The sequence below is a fragment of the Mycobacterium sp. 20KCMC460 genome (assembly GCF_022179425.1).
Classification (GTDB): Bacteria; Actinomycetota; Actinomycetes; order Mycobacteriales; family Mycobacteriaceae; genus Mycobacterium; species Mycobacterium kiyosense.
Genome location: NZ_AP025524.1, coordinates 3,736,064 through 3,750,249, shown reverse-complemented (window position 1 = coordinate 3,750,249; position 14,186 = coordinate 3,736,064). Strand labels below are relative to the sequence as shown.

General features: G+C 63.8%; 13 protein-coding genes and 6 pseudogenes. 10 read left to right on the top strand and 9 right to left on the bottom strand.

The genetic code is table 11. The features are described from left to right. The first annotated feature begins 229 nt into the window (after positions 1–229). Entirely contained in the window at positions 230–523 is a 294-nt protein-coding gene (locus tag MKCMC460_RS17355; RefSeq protein ID WP_236982930.1) for a patatin-like phospholipase family protein, read from the top strand. 162 nt (positions 524–685) lie between these two features. Further along, a pseudogene (locus tag MKCMC460_RS17350) lies at positions 686–1,922 on the top strand (IS256-like element IS1512 family transposase). 340 nt (positions 1,923–2,262) lie between these two features. Here MKCMC460_RS17350 and MKCMC460_RS17345 read toward each other — a convergent pair. Both MKCMC460_RS17345 and MKCMC460_RS17340 read right to left on the bottom strand, forming a co-directional pair. Beyond that, on the bottom strand, positions 2,263–2,952 hold the full coding sequence (locus MKCMC460_RS17345; RefSeq protein ID WP_236982932.1) for a transposase: 690 nt from the start codon (positions 2,950–2,952) through the stop codon (positions 2,263–2,265). A gap of 269 nt (positions 2,953–3,221) precedes the next feature. After that, positions 3,222–3,386: pseudogene (locus MKCMC460_RS17340) on the bottom strand (IS30 family transposase); the annotation flags it as partial. A gap of 51 nt (positions 3,387–3,437) precedes the next feature. Between MKCMC460_RS17340 and MKCMC460_RS31840 the strand changes: the two are divergent. The 7 genes from MKCMC460_RS31840 (at position 3,438) to MKCMC460_RS31835 (ending at position 8,165) form a co-directional block, all read left to right on the top strand. Further along, on the top strand, positions 3,438–3,920 hold the full coding sequence (locus MKCMC460_RS31840; RefSeq protein WP_068031316.1) for a helix-turn-helix domain-containing protein: 483 nt from the start codon (positions 3,438–3,440) through the stop codon (positions 3,918–3,920). Between the two features lie 2 nt (positions 3,921–3,922). Continuing rightward, a complete protein-coding gene (locus tag MKCMC460_RS17335) occupies positions 3,923–4,591 on the top strand; it encodes an IS3 family transposase (RefSeq protein ID WP_238304615.1) in 669 nt (222 codons plus the stop codon). Positions 4,592–4,675: 84 nt separating this feature from the next. Continuing rightward, positions 4,676–5,779, top strand: a complete 1,104-nt coding sequence (locus tag MKCMC460_RS17330; RefSeq protein ID WP_238304614.1) for a tyrosine-type recombinase/integrase — start codon at positions 4,676–4,678, stop codon at positions 5,777–5,779. After that, complete coding sequence (locus MKCMC460_RS17325; protein WP_238304613.1) at positions 5,727–6,890, top strand: hypothetical protein; 1,164 nt, start codon at positions 5,727–5,729, stop codon at positions 6,888–6,890. The genes MKCMC460_RS17330 and MKCMC460_RS17325 overlap by 53 nt, the downstream gene beginning before the upstream one ends. After that, entirely contained in the window at positions 6,833–7,651 is an 819-nt protein-coding gene (locus MKCMC460_RS17320; RefSeq protein WP_238304612.1) for a tyrosine-type recombinase/integrase, read from the top strand. Before MKCMC460_RS17325 ends, MKCMC460_RS17320 begins: the two co-directional genes overlap by 58 nt. Beyond that, positions 7,648–7,956, top strand: coding sequence for a hypothetical protein (locus MKCMC460_RS17315; protein WP_238304610.1), 309 nt, complete (start codon positions 7,648–7,650; stop codon positions 7,954–7,956). The genes MKCMC460_RS17320 and MKCMC460_RS17315 overlap by 4 nt, the downstream gene beginning before the upstream one ends. A gap of 26 nt (positions 7,957–7,982) precedes the next feature. Further along, a complete protein-coding gene (locus MKCMC460_RS31835; protein ID WP_370652856.1) occupies positions 7,983–8,165 on the top strand; it encodes an IS3 family transposase in 183 nt (60 codons plus the stop codon). Between the two features lie 36 nt (positions 8,166–8,201). Here MKCMC460_RS31835 and MKCMC460_RS17310 read toward each other — a convergent pair. Continuing rightward, positions 8,202–8,504: pseudogene (locus MKCMC460_RS17310) on the bottom strand (IS30 family transposase); the annotation flags it as partial. 230 nt (positions 8,505–8,734) lie between these two features. Between MKCMC460_RS17310 and MKCMC460_RS17305 the strand changes: the two are divergent. Beyond that, on the top strand, positions 8,735–9,940 hold the full coding sequence (locus tag MKCMC460_RS17305; protein ID WP_156298129.1) for an IS110 family transposase: 1,206 nt from the start codon (positions 8,735–8,737) through the stop codon (positions 9,938–9,940). A 14-nt stretch (positions 9,941–9,954) separates the two neighbouring features. Here MKCMC460_RS17305 and MKCMC460_RS17300 read toward each other — a convergent pair. The 6 genes and pseudogenes from MKCMC460_RS17300 to MKCMC460_RS17275 form a co-directional block, all read right to left on the bottom strand. Beyond that, a pseudogene (locus MKCMC460_RS17300) lies at positions 9,955–10,107 on the bottom strand (IS30 family transposase); the annotation flags it as partial. 58 nt (positions 10,108–10,165) lie between these two features. Next, positions 10,166–11,400 (bottom strand): annotated as a pseudogene (locus tag MKCMC460_RS17295) (IS256-like element IS1512 family transposase). An 89-nt stretch (positions 11,401–11,489) separates the two neighbouring features. Further along, on the bottom strand, positions 11,490–12,479 hold the full coding sequence (locus MKCMC460_RS17290) for a helix-turn-helix domain-containing protein (protein WP_238304609.1): 990 nt from the start codon (positions 12,477–12,479) through the stop codon (positions 11,490–11,492). Positions 12,480–13,330: 851 nt separating this feature from the next. Continuing rightward, a complete protein-coding gene (locus MKCMC460_RS17285) occupies positions 13,331–13,669 on the bottom strand; it encodes an alkylmercury lyase (RefSeq protein WP_236984052.1) in 339 nt (112 codons plus the stop codon). After that, positions 13,669–13,857 (bottom strand): hypothetical protein, encoded by a 189-nt coding sequence (locus MKCMC460_RS17280; RefSeq protein WP_236984671.1) that lies wholly within the window; start codon positions 13,855–13,857, stop codon positions 13,669–13,671. The genes MKCMC460_RS17285 and MKCMC460_RS17280 overlap by 1 nt, the downstream gene beginning before the upstream one ends. 70 nt (positions 13,858–13,927) lie before the next feature. Continuing rightward, positions 13,928–14,071, bottom strand: a pseudogene (locus MKCMC460_RS17275) (MerR family DNA-binding transcriptional regulator); the annotation flags it as partial. Between the last annotated feature and the right edge of the window lie 115 nt (positions 14,072–14,186).

Below are 14,186 nucleotides of genomic sequence, written 5' to 3'. Positions count from 1 at the left end.
ATGCTGCAGGTCTTCGCACTTCGGGTCGTGTCGGTGTCCAGTGCCATTGTGAACGGCCTGAGACAGCGGGAGCCAAAAAGAGTGCTGAGCAGGAGCACGGAAATCCGCCGCGCAGGTCCATCCAGCAACCGAACCCGAGCCGGCCGGGCCGTGCGCCGACCGCTTCCAGATCCTCGCACTCGACGGCTGAGGCGCGAAGGCGCTGTTCACCGCACATGTGCTTGCGCGTTTGGAGCAGGACTCGGGCGTCATGATCTGCGATTCGTTCGATCTCATCGCTGGGACTTCGGCGGGTGGCATCGTCGCACTGGGACTCGGTGCGGGCCTCAGGCCGAGCGAGATCGTTTCTCATTACGAAGAATTGGTTGAAAAGGTCTTTCCGGCATTCAGGCGGCGAGTATGGCGTCGGGCACGCCAACTGAGATCGCCCATCTATGACGCGAAAGCGCTGCGGCGAGCATTGACCGGCGTCCTCGGTACGCGGCTGCTCGGCGACAGCACCAAAATCATCACATGCCTGTAGCTAATAAATTGTGTCCGAGGGGGGACTTGGGTTGCGTCCACGAAAGTGGTGTACGAGTCGGGCCGTGAGGTGAGGACCGGCGTGTCGTAGCCGGCTAGTAAAGGGTCATCGCGTGATTCTTCGAGAGACCGACCAAAGTCACTAGAGCAAAGGATCGACGCGATGACCGCTGCCCACGATATCGACCTACCCGCACTGTTGGCTGAGCGACTCACCACCACCCACCCTGATGTGTTGCGCGAACTGCTGGCTACCTTCATCCACACGCTGATGGGCGCCGAGGCTGACGCGCTATGCGGCGCGGCCTACGGTCAGCGCAGCAGCGAGCGGACTAACTCTCGTAACGGTTATCGGCATCGCCAGTTCGATACCCGGGCAGGCAGTTTGGATCTGGCGATTCCCAAGCTGCGCCAGGGGTCCTACTTCCCGGACTGGCTGCTGGAACGCCGCAAACGCGCCGAGCGGGCCCTGACAACTGTGGTGGCCACCTGCTATCTGCTCGGGGTCTCGACCCGGCGGATGGACAAGCTGGTCGAGACCCTCGGGATTACCGGCTTGTCGAAGTCGCAGGTGTCGGTGATGGCCAAAGAACTCGACACTGCCGTGGAGGCTTTCCGCACTCGGCCTCTTGATGCCGGCCCGTATACGTTCATGGCCGCCGACGCTTTGGTACTCAAGGTCCGCGAGGCCGGCCGCGTGGTCAACGTGCACGCGCTGATCGCGGTGGGCGTCAACGCTGAGGGCTACCGCGAAATCCTGGGCATCGACGTCACCACCGCCGAAGACGGTGCGGGCTGGTTGACGTTTCTGCGCTCGTTGACCGCGCGCGGCCTGTCTGGGGTGGCGCTGGTCACCAGCGACGCCCATGCTGGACTGCTCTCAGCGATTGGGGCCACCTTGCCCGGGGCGTCCTGGCAGCGCTGCCGCACCCATTACGCCACCAACCTGATGGCCATCACCCCCAAGAGCTCCTGGCCCTGGGTCAAGACCCTGCTGCATTCGGTGTTCGATCAACCCGACGCCACTTCTGTTGCTGCACAATATGACCGGATCATCGACGCGCTTTCCGACAAGCTACCCAAGGTCGCTGATCACCTCGAAGCGGCCAGGTCCGACCTGCTGGCCTTCACGGCTTTTCCTAAGCAGATCTGGCGTCAGATCTGGTCCAACAACCCCCAGGAACGACTCGAACAAAGAAATCCGCCGCCGCACCGATGTCGTCGGGATCTTCCCCGACCGCGATGCTCTAATCCGCCTCGTCGGCGCTGTGCTGGCCGAACAACACGACGAATGGGCCGAGTCACGGCGCTACCTGGGTCTCGACGTCCTCAGCAAATCCCGCCTGACCACCACCACACCAGCAGAACAGGAGGACAACCCCGCGGCACTAACCGCATAAGTCACGACATCGAAGAATCACACGACGACGTCGTACACCACGTCCCTGGACTTGACCGGGACTTGTCCGCCTACGACACGCGTAACTGAGTTCGCAGTTGGGTGTGGCTAGCTTTCGCTCGGGCAGTCAAGGGTGAGGTTGGGTGTGGTTGATCGGCCGGGCAGGATGCTCGGCTTTCACGCGATGAAGAGTGCGTTCGGTTTGGTCGGTGGGCCGTCGTGTTCCGGCAGGCTGATTAGTCGCCGTGAGCGGCAGGCTTTCGTGTGCGCCGTGATGGCGGCCCAGGGCGAGCGGGCGGCAAGCTAGGTTGCGCCGTCGAGCGGCATAGCTCAAAAAGCCGTCACCGTTCGCCGCTGAGCCTTCCTCGACGATAGCGCTGTTCATCGAAGGGTTGTTGGGTTCTGAGTAGCCGGTATGTCAGGCGGCATGCGTGACGTGCAAGTGCGACGCGGGCCTGGATCGGGGCCATCCCGCGCGCCCGCAGTTCGGCGTCGCGTTCGGCAAACGACGGCGAGCATTGAGAGAGTCCCCAGGCGATTCCCATTAGGGCATCGCGGTGCTCGGCGAGTCCCTGTCGAGAGATCCGGCCGCGCCGGTACAACGTGGCCGATTGATAGAGCGCTGGTGCCAAACCCGTTGCCGAGTAGAGATGTTCAGCGTCGGGGAACGCCTCGATCGGAAGGCTGTGTGCGGCTAAGGCTGCCGCGCGGATCGAAGCGACACCGGGAAGGGTGGTCAGGATCTGGCCGTCAGTATCGGCGAGCAATGTCACGATTTCGAGGTCGATGGCACCGATGTCGCCCCGGAGACGGTGATATCGGTCCAGGTCGCGGGTTAAACGGTGAGCACGTCGATCGGCGTCGGCCGGCGGAGGCAGACATCCGCGCCACCGCTGAAGCCAGTATTGGGCGGTATTCGTCGTCAGCCGCCCCGGTGCCCGGCATAGCAGCGATCGCAGTTGTGGTGGCCGTCCTGAAAACGCCGCAGCGCATGCCAGCACCGCCAGACCAGTGGGCGTCTCCAGCGCCAAGGATCGTCCATGACCCGATGGCGCCGACAAACCCGGACATAAGCATTGAGCTGGTCGTGCAACCGCTGCTGAGCGACCTTGCGGTCGGTCACCAACCCACGGCGATGCCGGACCGCGGCACGCAGCGCCTCTACCGACGACTGCTGGCCGTAGCGTCGACCGCCGCCTTGACGTGCCATGTACGTCAAGGCCGCGCAGTCGCGGTCGTCGGTCTTGAACCGGCCTGAACCCAGCTGGCCGGTTTCTAGGGGTCGTCGCAACACTGCTGGTTAATTGGTCTTTAGTAGATCACGTAGACGTTCGGCTGGTGTGTCCCAGTCGAGCGTTTTGCGTGGGCGGCCGTTGAGTTGCTGGGCGACGTGTTCGAGGTCTTCGGGCCCGAACACGCTCAGGTCGGTGCCTTTGGGGAAGTACTGGCGCAGCAGTGAAGTGGTCCCGAAAAGTTGGACACCTAATTTAGGTTTCCTTCTGCAGGGAGTAGTCAGATGTACTCGAAAAGCACGTTGAGTCACTGCGACGCCGTGTCGGCTGTCGAACTGTTCGAGCAGGGCTTCACCGCGAAGTCGGTAGCCCTGTCCCTTGACCTTGCCGGGGCTCCGGTCCAAATGTTGTACCAGCGATGGCAACTACGAGGACCGGGGGCCCTGGTGACCAGAGACCGCAAACAATACGACTTCGACACCAAGCTCGAGATCGTGCTCCGACATACCAGGGGCGAGTCTGGTCGTGCTCTTGCCGAGGAGTTCGATCTCCCGTCCCCGAGCACCGTCGCGAATTGGACGAGCATCTTCCGACGCGACGGTGCTGATGGGCTGCGTCCGAAGCGACGCGGCAGGCCCCCGACCCGTCGTGCAGATTCCCCTCCAGAAGACGAGACCGAGGCACTGCGTCGGGAGAACGAACGGTTGCGCGCTGAGGTCGCGTACTTGGGAAAATTGCGGGCCTTGAGGCCGTCGGGACAACGCTGAAAGTGCGCGCTGTCAACGATCTCAAGGCGTACTACCCACTGCCCCTTTTGCTGCAGATCGCGGGCCTTGCTCGGTCCACCTTCTACGATCACCGGCGCCGGCTCGACGGTGAGGACGCCAGGGCCGATCTCAAGAAGGCCATCAAAGATGCGTTCTACGCGGCGAAAAGCGCCTACGGGCACCGACGTATCCTCGCGGTCCTGCTTCGCCAAGGCTGGCGGGTGTCGAAGAAAACGGTCCTTAAGCTCATGGGCCAGCTCGGGCTGCGCTGCCCGGTAAGGCGCCGCAAACGCTACAACGCGTTCCGCGGCGACGTGGGCCAAGCAGCCGACAACATACTGAACCGCCAGTTCAAAGCAGAGTCTCCTCACGCGAAGTGGGTCACCGACGTCACCGAGTTCACCGTCGGCAGCACCAAGGTCTACGTGTCACCTGTCCTGGATCTGCACGACAACCGCATCATCTCTGCCACAGCAGGGCTCTCTCCGAGCGTGAAGATGGTCACCGAAGCCCTACGCGCCGCCATCGCCACGTTGAGCCCGACTGAGAAGCCGATCGTCCACTCCGACCAAGGATTCCAATACCGCCACACCCTCTGGCGCGACACGCTGCACCGCGCCGGTCTCACTCAGTCGATGTCCCGCAAAGGCACCTGCCTCTTAACCGGCTAATCGTAGAGAATCGGCTGGTGGGAGATGCGACACGCGGTGTGTTGATGCTTGCGTCGCTGCGACATGACGGATACATCTGTCGCTATGAAACCCGCGGCTTCCGACCTGAGGCTCGAAGGCTCGGTCGGCTGGCGACTGGCCGGTCCTGCCGCGGGTCGGTACGGACTGGTGAACGAGTACCTGGGGTATCTCGCGGATCGGAACTACTCGCCGAAAACGGTGCGCGCGTACGGGTTCGACCTGTTGGCGTTCTGCCGCTGGTTGGAAAGCGAGGATGCCGCGCTCGGTGAGGTGAACACGGATATGTTGCTGCGGTTCTTGGCGGCGTGCCGGGAGGCGCGGCTGCCTGGGCGGCCGGGCCCGAATGTTGTCACCATGGCGGGTCGGCCGGCGGATGCGTATGCGGCCACAACGATCAACCGCCGGTTGGCGGCGATCTCGGGCATGTTCGCGTTTCGGGCGATGCGGGACCCCGACCAGCCCAATCCGGTCCCCAAAGGCCGGGAGGCGCGGCGGGTGGTGCCCGGAGAGAAGACCGGATTGCTGGGTCATACGGTGCGCAAGCCGCGGCCCCGGTCCACGCTGCGGCTGCGGGAGCCCAAACGGCTGCCGCGGCCGCTGACCAGCGCGCAGGCAGGCGAACTACTGGAAAGTCTTCGTACGTGGCGGGATCGGGCAATCGCCGGGTTGATGCTGTACTGCGGGCTGCGCTCGTGCGAGGTGCTCGCCCTGGATGTGACTGACGCCGACATCGGCGGGCGTTGGCTGCGGGTGTGGGGCAAGGGCAGCAAGGAACGCCGGGTGCCGCTGGATGTTGACGTGGCCCGCGCGGTCCAGGTGTATCTGCTGACCGAACGCCCCGAATCCGACAGCCGCCGAATGTTCCTCGTCGCGAAAGGCCCGAGTCGCGGGCAGCCGCTGACCGCGGCCGGGCTGCGCACGATCTTCCGCTACCACCGACAGGTCACCGGGATCGTCGGCGGGCATCCGCACGCGCTGCGGCATTCGTTCGGCACCGCCTTGGCAGAGGCTGGCGTCGACCTCACGGTGATGCGGGATCTGTTCGGACACACGCATATCGACACCACGGCCCGCTACATCCATTTGGCACCGACCCGGGTGAAGGAGGAATTCGATGCTGCCCGCGCACGTATCCGCGACCGCGACCGACCCGCAGGAAGTGTATGACGCCTACCAGGCGCATCTAGCCCGCACCGGTCGCGGCAACACTGCATACGACAGCGCCGCGCGCTCGTTTCTGCAGCGCTGGCCCGATCCGCGGGCGTGGGCGGATGAGCCGCTGGCGGTGCGGTGCTCGGCTAACGGTTCCACTCGTCCGATGATTACCTTCTTGATGCTGTATGGGTTCGTCCGGCCGGGCTACGACTATCTGCTCGAACGCAAGATCTCGAGCCTGTGGCGTGAGATCGACGTTTCCCCGATCGGCGCCGATTTGACTCGATTCACTTCTACGGCAACCCAATTGGGGTTTACCGAACGAGTGCGGTCGGCGACCGGCTCGCAGGCGCCGGCGCGGCTGCTGATCCAGACCGGCAAACGCCTCGACCAGCTCACGGCCGCGGATCTGGACGAGTTCGCCGCGGCATGCCGGGACCGCCAGGCCCGTACCGGCGCCGGTTGGGGACACTACAAGGCTGCGCTGAGCAACACCCACCTGGTGCTGTTCCACCTCGCCATCCTGCCCACACCGCCACGCACCGGCGGACCGGTGCCCTTCGCCGACCGGTTCGCCGGGATCACCGAACCGATCGCGACGGCGATGATCGCCTACCTCAACGCCAAGAAAGCGACCTGCACCCGCAAGACCGTCTCCAGCCTGTCGACCCGGCTGATGCACTTCGGCCGGTTCCTCACCGCCACCGACCCCGGCCTGACTCGGCTGTCGCAGCTGGACCGGCGTCGCCACATCGAACCGTATCTGAGCGCGCTCGTCGACACCGTGAACACCAAGACCGACGGTGTGATCACCGCCGCCGAACGTTCCCGCCGGGTGCTGGCGTTGGGAAACTTCCTGTCCGACATCGCCGAATGGGGCTGGGCCGACACCCCGACCCGGCGGCTGGTGTTCCGTGGTGACATCCCGCGGCTGCCGCAGCCGTTGCCGCGGTATCTGCCCGTCGACGCCGACCGCCGACTCACCCAGGCGCTGAGGGCAAGCGACTACGAACTTGCAGCATCCGCGCTGCTGCTGCAGCGGTCCTGCGGGCTGCGGATCGGGAATTGCTCGACCTCGAACTGGACTGCGTGCACGAAATACCCGGACACGGAACCTGGTTGAAGGTGCCGGTGGGCAAACTCGACACCGAACGGATGATCCCGCTCGACGAGGAGACCGTCGAGCTGATCGACCGGATCGCCGAGATCCGTTCCAGCGGCAGGCCGCTGGACCATCCCCGCACCGGCCGACCCGCCCAATTCCTGTTCACCCGACACGGACACCGCCTGTCCCAGAACGCGATCCGAGAAGAACTCGACCGCGCCGCCACCGCTGCCGGACTCGACCACATCACCCCACACCAACTGCGACACACCTACGCCACCGCACTGGTCAACGCCGGAGTGTCCCTGCAATCGCTGATGGCGCTGCTCGGACACGTCTCCGCGCAGATGAGCCTGCGCTACGGCCGCCTGTTCGACACCACCGTCCGCGCCGAATACGAGCGTGCCCTCACCCTCGCCAAAGACCACCTCACCGCCCTGCCCGCCACATCGACCACCTCAGCACGCCAAGCCCTGCCGCTGGCCGACATCACCGGCGGCGGAACATGGACCGACGCACCAGCAATCAAGTCCCGCCTCGCCGGCGGCTTCTGCCTACGCGCCCCCGCTCAAGGCGCCTGCACCTACGCCAACATCTGCGAACACTGTCCCAACTTCCGCACCGACACCAGCTACCTGCCCGTCCTCGCCGCCCAACGCACCGACACCGAAACCCTCGCCAAAGACGCCGAACAACGCGGCTGGATCAGCGAAGCAGATCGCCACCGCAAACTCATCGAACGACTCGACGCCGCGATCGCCCAGGCCCAAACCGGATGAACGACCTACCATCTCGCGTCGAGCAAGCCTGCATCGATCTCGCCAACAACCACCAGCCCGTCACCTTCACCGCCGTTGCAGATGCCGCGCACATCTCCCGCGCCACCCTCTACCGCAACCCCACCCTCCACGCCCTCGTCGAACACCACCAGCGATCCAGCACACCGACCAGCCCTCTCGACCGCCTCGACGAAGACGTCGCAACCCTCCGCATCGCCATCAAAGAACTCGCCGACCAAATCCGCCGCCATGACCAACAAATCCGACGTCTTAACCGGTTAACCACCAAACCGTCCACCGATTAGCCGGATAATGCCTGGACAACGCCGTCATGGAAGCATTCTTCAGTCACCTCAAAGAGGAATGGTTCCGCATCCAGAAGCCCGAAAGCCTCCACGCGTTCCACTCCGGCCTAACTGCCTACCTGGACTGGTGGAACACCACCAGAATCCAGCAACGGCTCGACTATCTCAGCCCCGACGAATACCGCGCCCAACAATCCGCAATCGCCTAGAGTCCTATTACCGAGTCCAACTTTTCGGGACCAGTTCAGCAGGCCGTTGGTGTTCTCGTTGGTGCCGCGCTGCCAGGGGCTTGCCGGGTCACAGAAGTAGACGGCCATGTCGGTGGCCATCGAGAACCCTTTGTGGCCGGCCATCTCGGCCCCCTGGTCCCAGGTCAGCGATCCCCGCAGATGCGTCGGTAGGGTCATCATGGTCGTGATCAACCCGTCACGGACCGCTTCGGCGCCATGGCCATCGGGCAGGTGCACCAGCATGGTGTAGCGGGTCGTGCGTTCGACGAGAGTGCCGATTGCGGTCTTGTTGAGTTCACCGGTGATCAGGTCGCCCTCCTTAAGTTGTTTGAGGGGTGTTTTGGGGCTGTCGTAGGGTCCTGTTCACCCTCGGGTGGCGGGTATGGCTTAGGTCTCCCTGCCGCTGGGACGGCTCACTGGGAATGGCCGCCCGCTGCCTGCTGATGACTCGACCGCTGATTGAGAATTGCGACATTGATCGTTGGTTAAGGACGTGTCGGCATGGTCATCGCCAGGGCTTTCATTCGGCGACGACGAGGAGATGACATATGCCGACGATATGGGCCGGTATTGATGCCGGGAAGCGCACGCATCACTGCGTGGTGCTTGATCAGACCGGCAGCACATTGCTTTCTACGCGGGTCGACAATGACGAGACGGCGCTGTTGGCGCTGATCGACGTCGTCGTTGGCATCGCGGCCGGCGGGCAGCTGTGTTGGGCAACGGACTTAAACGCTGGTGGCGCGGCGATGCTGATCGCGTTGCTGGCAGCACAGGATCAGCAACTGCTTTACCTTCCGGGCCGGATTGTGCATCACGCGGCGGCGACCTATCGAGGTGACGGCAAGACCGACGCCAAAGACGCCCGGATCATTGCCGATCAGGCTCGGATGCGTACTGATCTGCAGCCGGTGCGTAGGGCTGATCCGATTGCCACCGATCTTCGGTTGCTGACCGCACGGCGCACTGACGTGGTCTGCGACCGGGTGCGGGCGATCAACCGTCTCCGAGAGACAATGCTGGAGTACTTCCCGGCCCTTGAGCGCGCCTTCGACTACTCCAAAAGCAAAGCGGCGCTTACCCTTTTGTCGGGATATCAGACCCCCGAGAGCCTGCGGCGGATCGGTGTCGCACGGCTTACCGCGTGGCTTAAAGCACGTGGTTGCCGCAACAGTGCCGCCGTTGCGCAAGCCGCTGTCGATGCCGCCCATGCCCAACGAAGCGCACTGCCCACCCAGAGGGTCGGGGCCTTATTGGTAGCGCGGCTGGCGGCAGAGATCTCCGCGATCGACGATGAGCTCAAGCAGATCGAAACCGATATCACCGACCGCTTCGCACGACACCGCAGCGCCGAAATCCTCACCAGCATGCCCGGGTTCGGGCCCGTCCTTGCCGCCACATTCCTTGCCCAAATCGGCGGTGACCTCGAGGGCTTTGACAGCGTCGACAGGCTGGCCTGCGTCGCCGGGCTAGCTCCGGTGCCCCGCGATTCCGGACGCATCAGCGGCAACCTGCACCGCCCGCGGCGTTTCAACCGCCGGCTGCTGCGAACGTGCTACCTGGCCGCCCTGTCCAGCCTCAAAAACAGTCCGGCCTCTCGCGCCTTCTATGACCGAAAACGCGCCGAGGGCAAGTCACACAAACAGGCGCTGATCGCCCTGGCCCGGCGCCGAATCAACGTCATCTGGGCCATGCTGCGCGACCACACCCACTACCAGGAGCCTCAGCCCGCCAACGCGGTATTGGCGGCTTGACAACAGCATTGAGATTCCCAGTGCCCGGGCACCGCCCGATCGTCAATGTCTGGCCGGTCGGCGATCATGATCATCGGATCAACGAACCGTTGGTAGCGCTCACCGGGTTTACGACGTGGTTTGCGGCATGTGCGGCCCGACCGAAGCGCTTGAGCCACTTCTTTTTTCGGTCAAGTCCAGGGACGTGGTGTACGACGTCGTCGTGTGATTCTTCGATGTCGTGACTTATGCGGTTAGTGCCGCGGGGTTGTCCTCCTGTTCTGCTGGTGTGGTGGTGGTCAGGCGGGATTTGCTGAGGACGTCGAGACCCAGGTAGCGCCGTGACTCGGCCCATTCGTCGTGTTGTTCGGCCAGCACAGCGCCGACGAGGCGGATTAGAGCATCGCGGTCGGGGAAGATCCCGACGACATCGGTGCGGCGGCGGATTTCTTTGTTGAGTCGTTCCTGGGGGTTGTTGGACCAGATCTGACGCCAGATCTGCTTAGGAAAAGCCGTGAAGGCCAGCAGGTCGGACCTGGCCGCTTCGAGGTGATCAGCGACCTTGGGTAGCTTGTCGGAAAGCGCGTCGATGATCCGGTCATATTGTGCAGCAACAGAAGTGGCGTCGGGTTGATCGAACACCGAATGCAGCAGGGTCTTGACCCAGGGCCAGGAGCTCTTGGGGTGATGGCCATCAGGTTGGTGGCGTAATGGGTGCGGCAGCGCTGCCAGGACGCCCCGGGCAAGGTGGCCCCAATCGCTGAGAGCAGTCCAGCATGGGCGTCGCTGGTGACCAGCGCCACCCCAGACAGGCCGCGCGCGGTCAACGAGCGCAGAAACGTCAACCAGCCCGCACCGTCTTCGGCGGTGGTGACGTCGATGCCCAGGATTTCGCGGTAGCCCTCAGCGTTGACGCCCACCGCGATCAGCGCGTGCACGTTGACCACGCGGCCGGCCTCGCGGACCTTGAGTACCAAAGCGTCGGCGGCCATGAACGTATACGGGCCGGCATCAAGAGGCCGAGTGCGGAAAGCCTCCACGGCAGTGTCGAGTTCTTTGGCCATCACCGACACCTGCGACTTCGACAAGCCGGTAATCCCGAGGGTCTCGACCAGCTTGTCCATCCGCCGGGTCGAGACCCCGAGCAGATAGCAGGTGGCCACCACAGTTGTCAGGGCCCGCTCGGCGCGTTTGCGGCGTTCCAGCAGCCAGTCCGGGAAGTAGGACCCCTGGCGCAGCTTGGGAATCGCCAGATCCAAACTGCCTGCCCGGGTATCGAACTGGCGATGCCGATAACCGTTACGAGAGTTAGTCCGCTCGCTGCTGCGCTGACCGTAGGCCGCGCCGCATAGCGCGTCAGCCTCGGCGCCCATCAGCGTGTGGATGAAGGTAGCCAGCAGTTCGCGCAACACATCAGGGTGGGTGGTGGTGAGTCGCTCAGCCAACAGTGCGGGTAGGTCGATATCGTGGGCAGCGGTCATCGCGTCGATCCTTTGCTCTAGTGACTTTGGTCGGTCTCTCGAAGAATCACGCGATGACCCTTTACTAGCCGGCTACGACACGCCGGTCCTCACCTCACGGCCCGACTCGTACACCACTTTCGTGGACGCAACCCTTTTTTCAACCCACCACGGGCCTGGAAATACAGTGCTTGGTAGATCGTTTCGTAGCTCACCCGCATGCTCTCGTCGTCGGGAAAATCCTTGACCAGACGATGCGAGATCTCTTCCGGGGACCACCGCTTGGCCAGCCCCTGTTCGACCTCGTGCCGCAGCTTCTGGTTGGTGACCAGTTTGGCCTGCTTCGGGCGGGATCGAGCCGCTGCGGCGGCCGCATCGGCCTGGTACGGCAAATACAAGCCCGCGACACGGTGTGCAGCGACTTCGCGGGACACCGTCGACTTGTGCCTGCCGATCACCTCGGCGATCGCGGTAAGGGTCTGTCCGGCCGCCAGCCCGTCAGCGATGACCAGCCGATCAGCCAACCGCAGACACCTGCTGACTGATTCTTCACCAGCTACAAGACCCTGTTCTGCAATGGTTTTCACCGGTCGTATGTACCGCGTCACGGTGTTGACATCGCTGACCCTGCCATCAGGACGCACCCGCGTGTTGGCGACCCGGTGGATGCCGTTGCGCCAATCCCGGGCCGTGCGCTCGTTAACGCCGACCTCCCGCGCCGCCCGCGCCGCCGACCACCCGGCATCGAGCAGTTCCAAGAACCGGGCCCGCTCAGCAGGCTTACCCCGCACGCGCCGTGCGGCATCCACCAAACCCGCCTCAACGAGCATCCGCCGGGCCGTGGAATGAGCCACCCCGACCGCCTTGGCCGCTGCACTCACCGAGCCCGTCTCGGTGAACACCGCCACCACCTGGGCCTGATCGACACCACTGACATCCGGTCGAGCCGCGCCCATCGGACGGCCCGTGGCCCGCAAGATGGCATACCCCCGCTGGCGCGACAGCCCCAGCGAAACCGCCGCCTCCCGCACCGGCACACCCGCATCAACGAGCTTTGCTAGCTGATCCCCAAACCGAACACAGTCCTCCGAAAACGACACGGTCGCCGCAACCTCTCACATTCATGAGTGTTGCGACGACCGCGTGAACCCGCCCTGCGTACGAGCAGATTTCGTGTTCACGTCCCAGGGCGTGGTGTAAGTAGCCGGGGGTGTGTCGGTCGCTGATGTAGAGGGGCCATCGCGTGAGTCTCTGTGGTGAAACGACCAAGGATCACTGCCGAGAGGAACATCGCGATGGCCCTGGACATGCGGGGCGATTTTGCGGTCCGTTGCGCCGACGCAGACTACGAGTCCACGATCATCGGAATGAGTTGATCCTTGGTTGCTGCCCTGGCTACTCGGAGAGGTCGTTGAGGATCGCTAGATTGTGTTCGAACGGGCCGCTTGATCGGAATTGTTGAATCTCAACGCTGCCGTCCGGGCTGAACTTGACGTCGCACCGCCATTCGTCAGCCAATACGAGCACGCGGACTGACGCCGGTTTGCGCTTTGATCTCGTTATGGCAGGCCAACTCTTTCGAGACGATCGAGTAGCTGGGCGAGGAGCGGGTACCACTTCGCGTCGAGGCGGCCGGCCGCGGACTTGCCCCGCCTAAACGACACGAGTCGTGATCTTGCAATTGGGGCGCTGAATGCACCGCACGCAGGCGCCGGGTAGTAGGCCAAAGCCGTTGCGATATCAACCAGACGAGAATGTAGTCAATCGGAGTTACGATTCGCTTTTTGGGCAGCGGCCGGAAAATTGGGGCTTATAAACGGTTTCACAATCCGGGCAGCGTGTGCCGACGAGGTGCCCGCATTGGCCCAATTAACGTCCGAATACGTTGCTACCAGTTACAAGTGGGCTGACCGTCTCGGCGCGGGGGGGAGCGCCAGTGAAAGTCGGGCGCTCATAGCAGTTGATGCGGACGGTTGTATCCACGGGGTTCGAGTCCGAGTGCGGCTCGCAGCGCAGCGACCGACGGCGCCCCGGGCATGCCATCGTTCTCGGACTCGTAGAGGCGGCAGGACACGCTGGGCAGGTGACCGGGGGCGGCGAAGGGGTCGTGGCCGTCGACGAGCAAGGTGGGTGAGCCGGTCATCCCCGCCGCCGATGCCGTGGCCGGATCGTCGATCACGCGGTGGGTGATCTCGACGTCGAGTTCCTGATCGGCGGTGGCCTGCCTGATGCGTTCCTCGAGAACGGGCACGTTGGGGCAGTCGCGGACCTGCAGAATTTCCAGTCTCATCAGTGATCTCCATCCTCGTGCAGGGTGTGCAGCAGCGGGCAGGATCGGTCGTTGCGGACCCGTTCGCAGGTGTCGACAAGCTCTGACAAAGACCGCTGCATGCGTTGCAGGTCGGCGATCCGCTCGGCGAGCGCGACTATCCGGGTTTGCGCCAGTGCGCGCGCCGCGTCGCAGTCCTCGGGCCCCACCCTGAGCCAGATGCAGCATCTCCGCGACCTCTTCGAGGCTGAACCCGTGGTCGTGGGCTCGCTTGATGAACCGCACCACGGCCACAGCGTCGGGCGGGTAGGCCCGATACCCCGAGTGCGACCGTGGTGGTTGCGCCAGCAGGCCCCGGCGTTCGTAGTACCGCAGAGTCTGGACGTTCACGCCGGAGCGGATTGCCAGTTCGCTACTGCGCATGCCGTCATTCTCAACCCTGTACCCGGGTACAGGGTCAAGTGAGGTTCGCTCACCCGGCCACTGGTCCTACCACTTTCCGGCCTACCGGGCTATTGCGAAGACACCCAGGGTGGGC

Coding starts and splice junctions, on each gene's coding strand:
- MKCMC460_RS31840 (WP_068031316.1), top strand. CDS start 3,438: ATGTACTCGAAAAGCACGTTGAGTCACTGCGACGCCGTGTCGGCTGTC.
- MKCMC460_RS17330 (WP_238304614.1), top strand. CDS start 4,676: ATGAAACCCGCGGCTTCCGACCTGAGGCTCGAAGGCTCGGTCGGCTGG.
- MKCMC460_RS17325 (WP_238304613.1), top strand. CDS start 5,727: ATGCTGCCCGCGCACGTATCCGCGACCGCGACCGACCCGCAGGAAGTG.
- MKCMC460_RS17315 (WP_238304610.1), top strand. CDS start 7,648: ATGAACGACCTACCATCTCGCGTCGAGCAAGCCTGCATCGATCTCGCC.
- MKCMC460_RS31835 (WP_370652856.1), top strand. CDS start 7,983: ATGGAAGCATTCTTCAGTCACCTCAAAGAGGAATGGTTCCGCATCCAG.
- MKCMC460_RS17305 (WP_156298129.1), top strand. CDS start 8,735: ATGCCGACGATATGGGCCGGTATTGATGCCGGGAAGCGCACGCATCAC.
- MKCMC460_RS17285 (WP_236984052.1), bottom strand. CDS start 13,669: ATGAGACTGGAAATTCTGCAGGTCCGCGACTGCCCCAACGTGCCCGTT.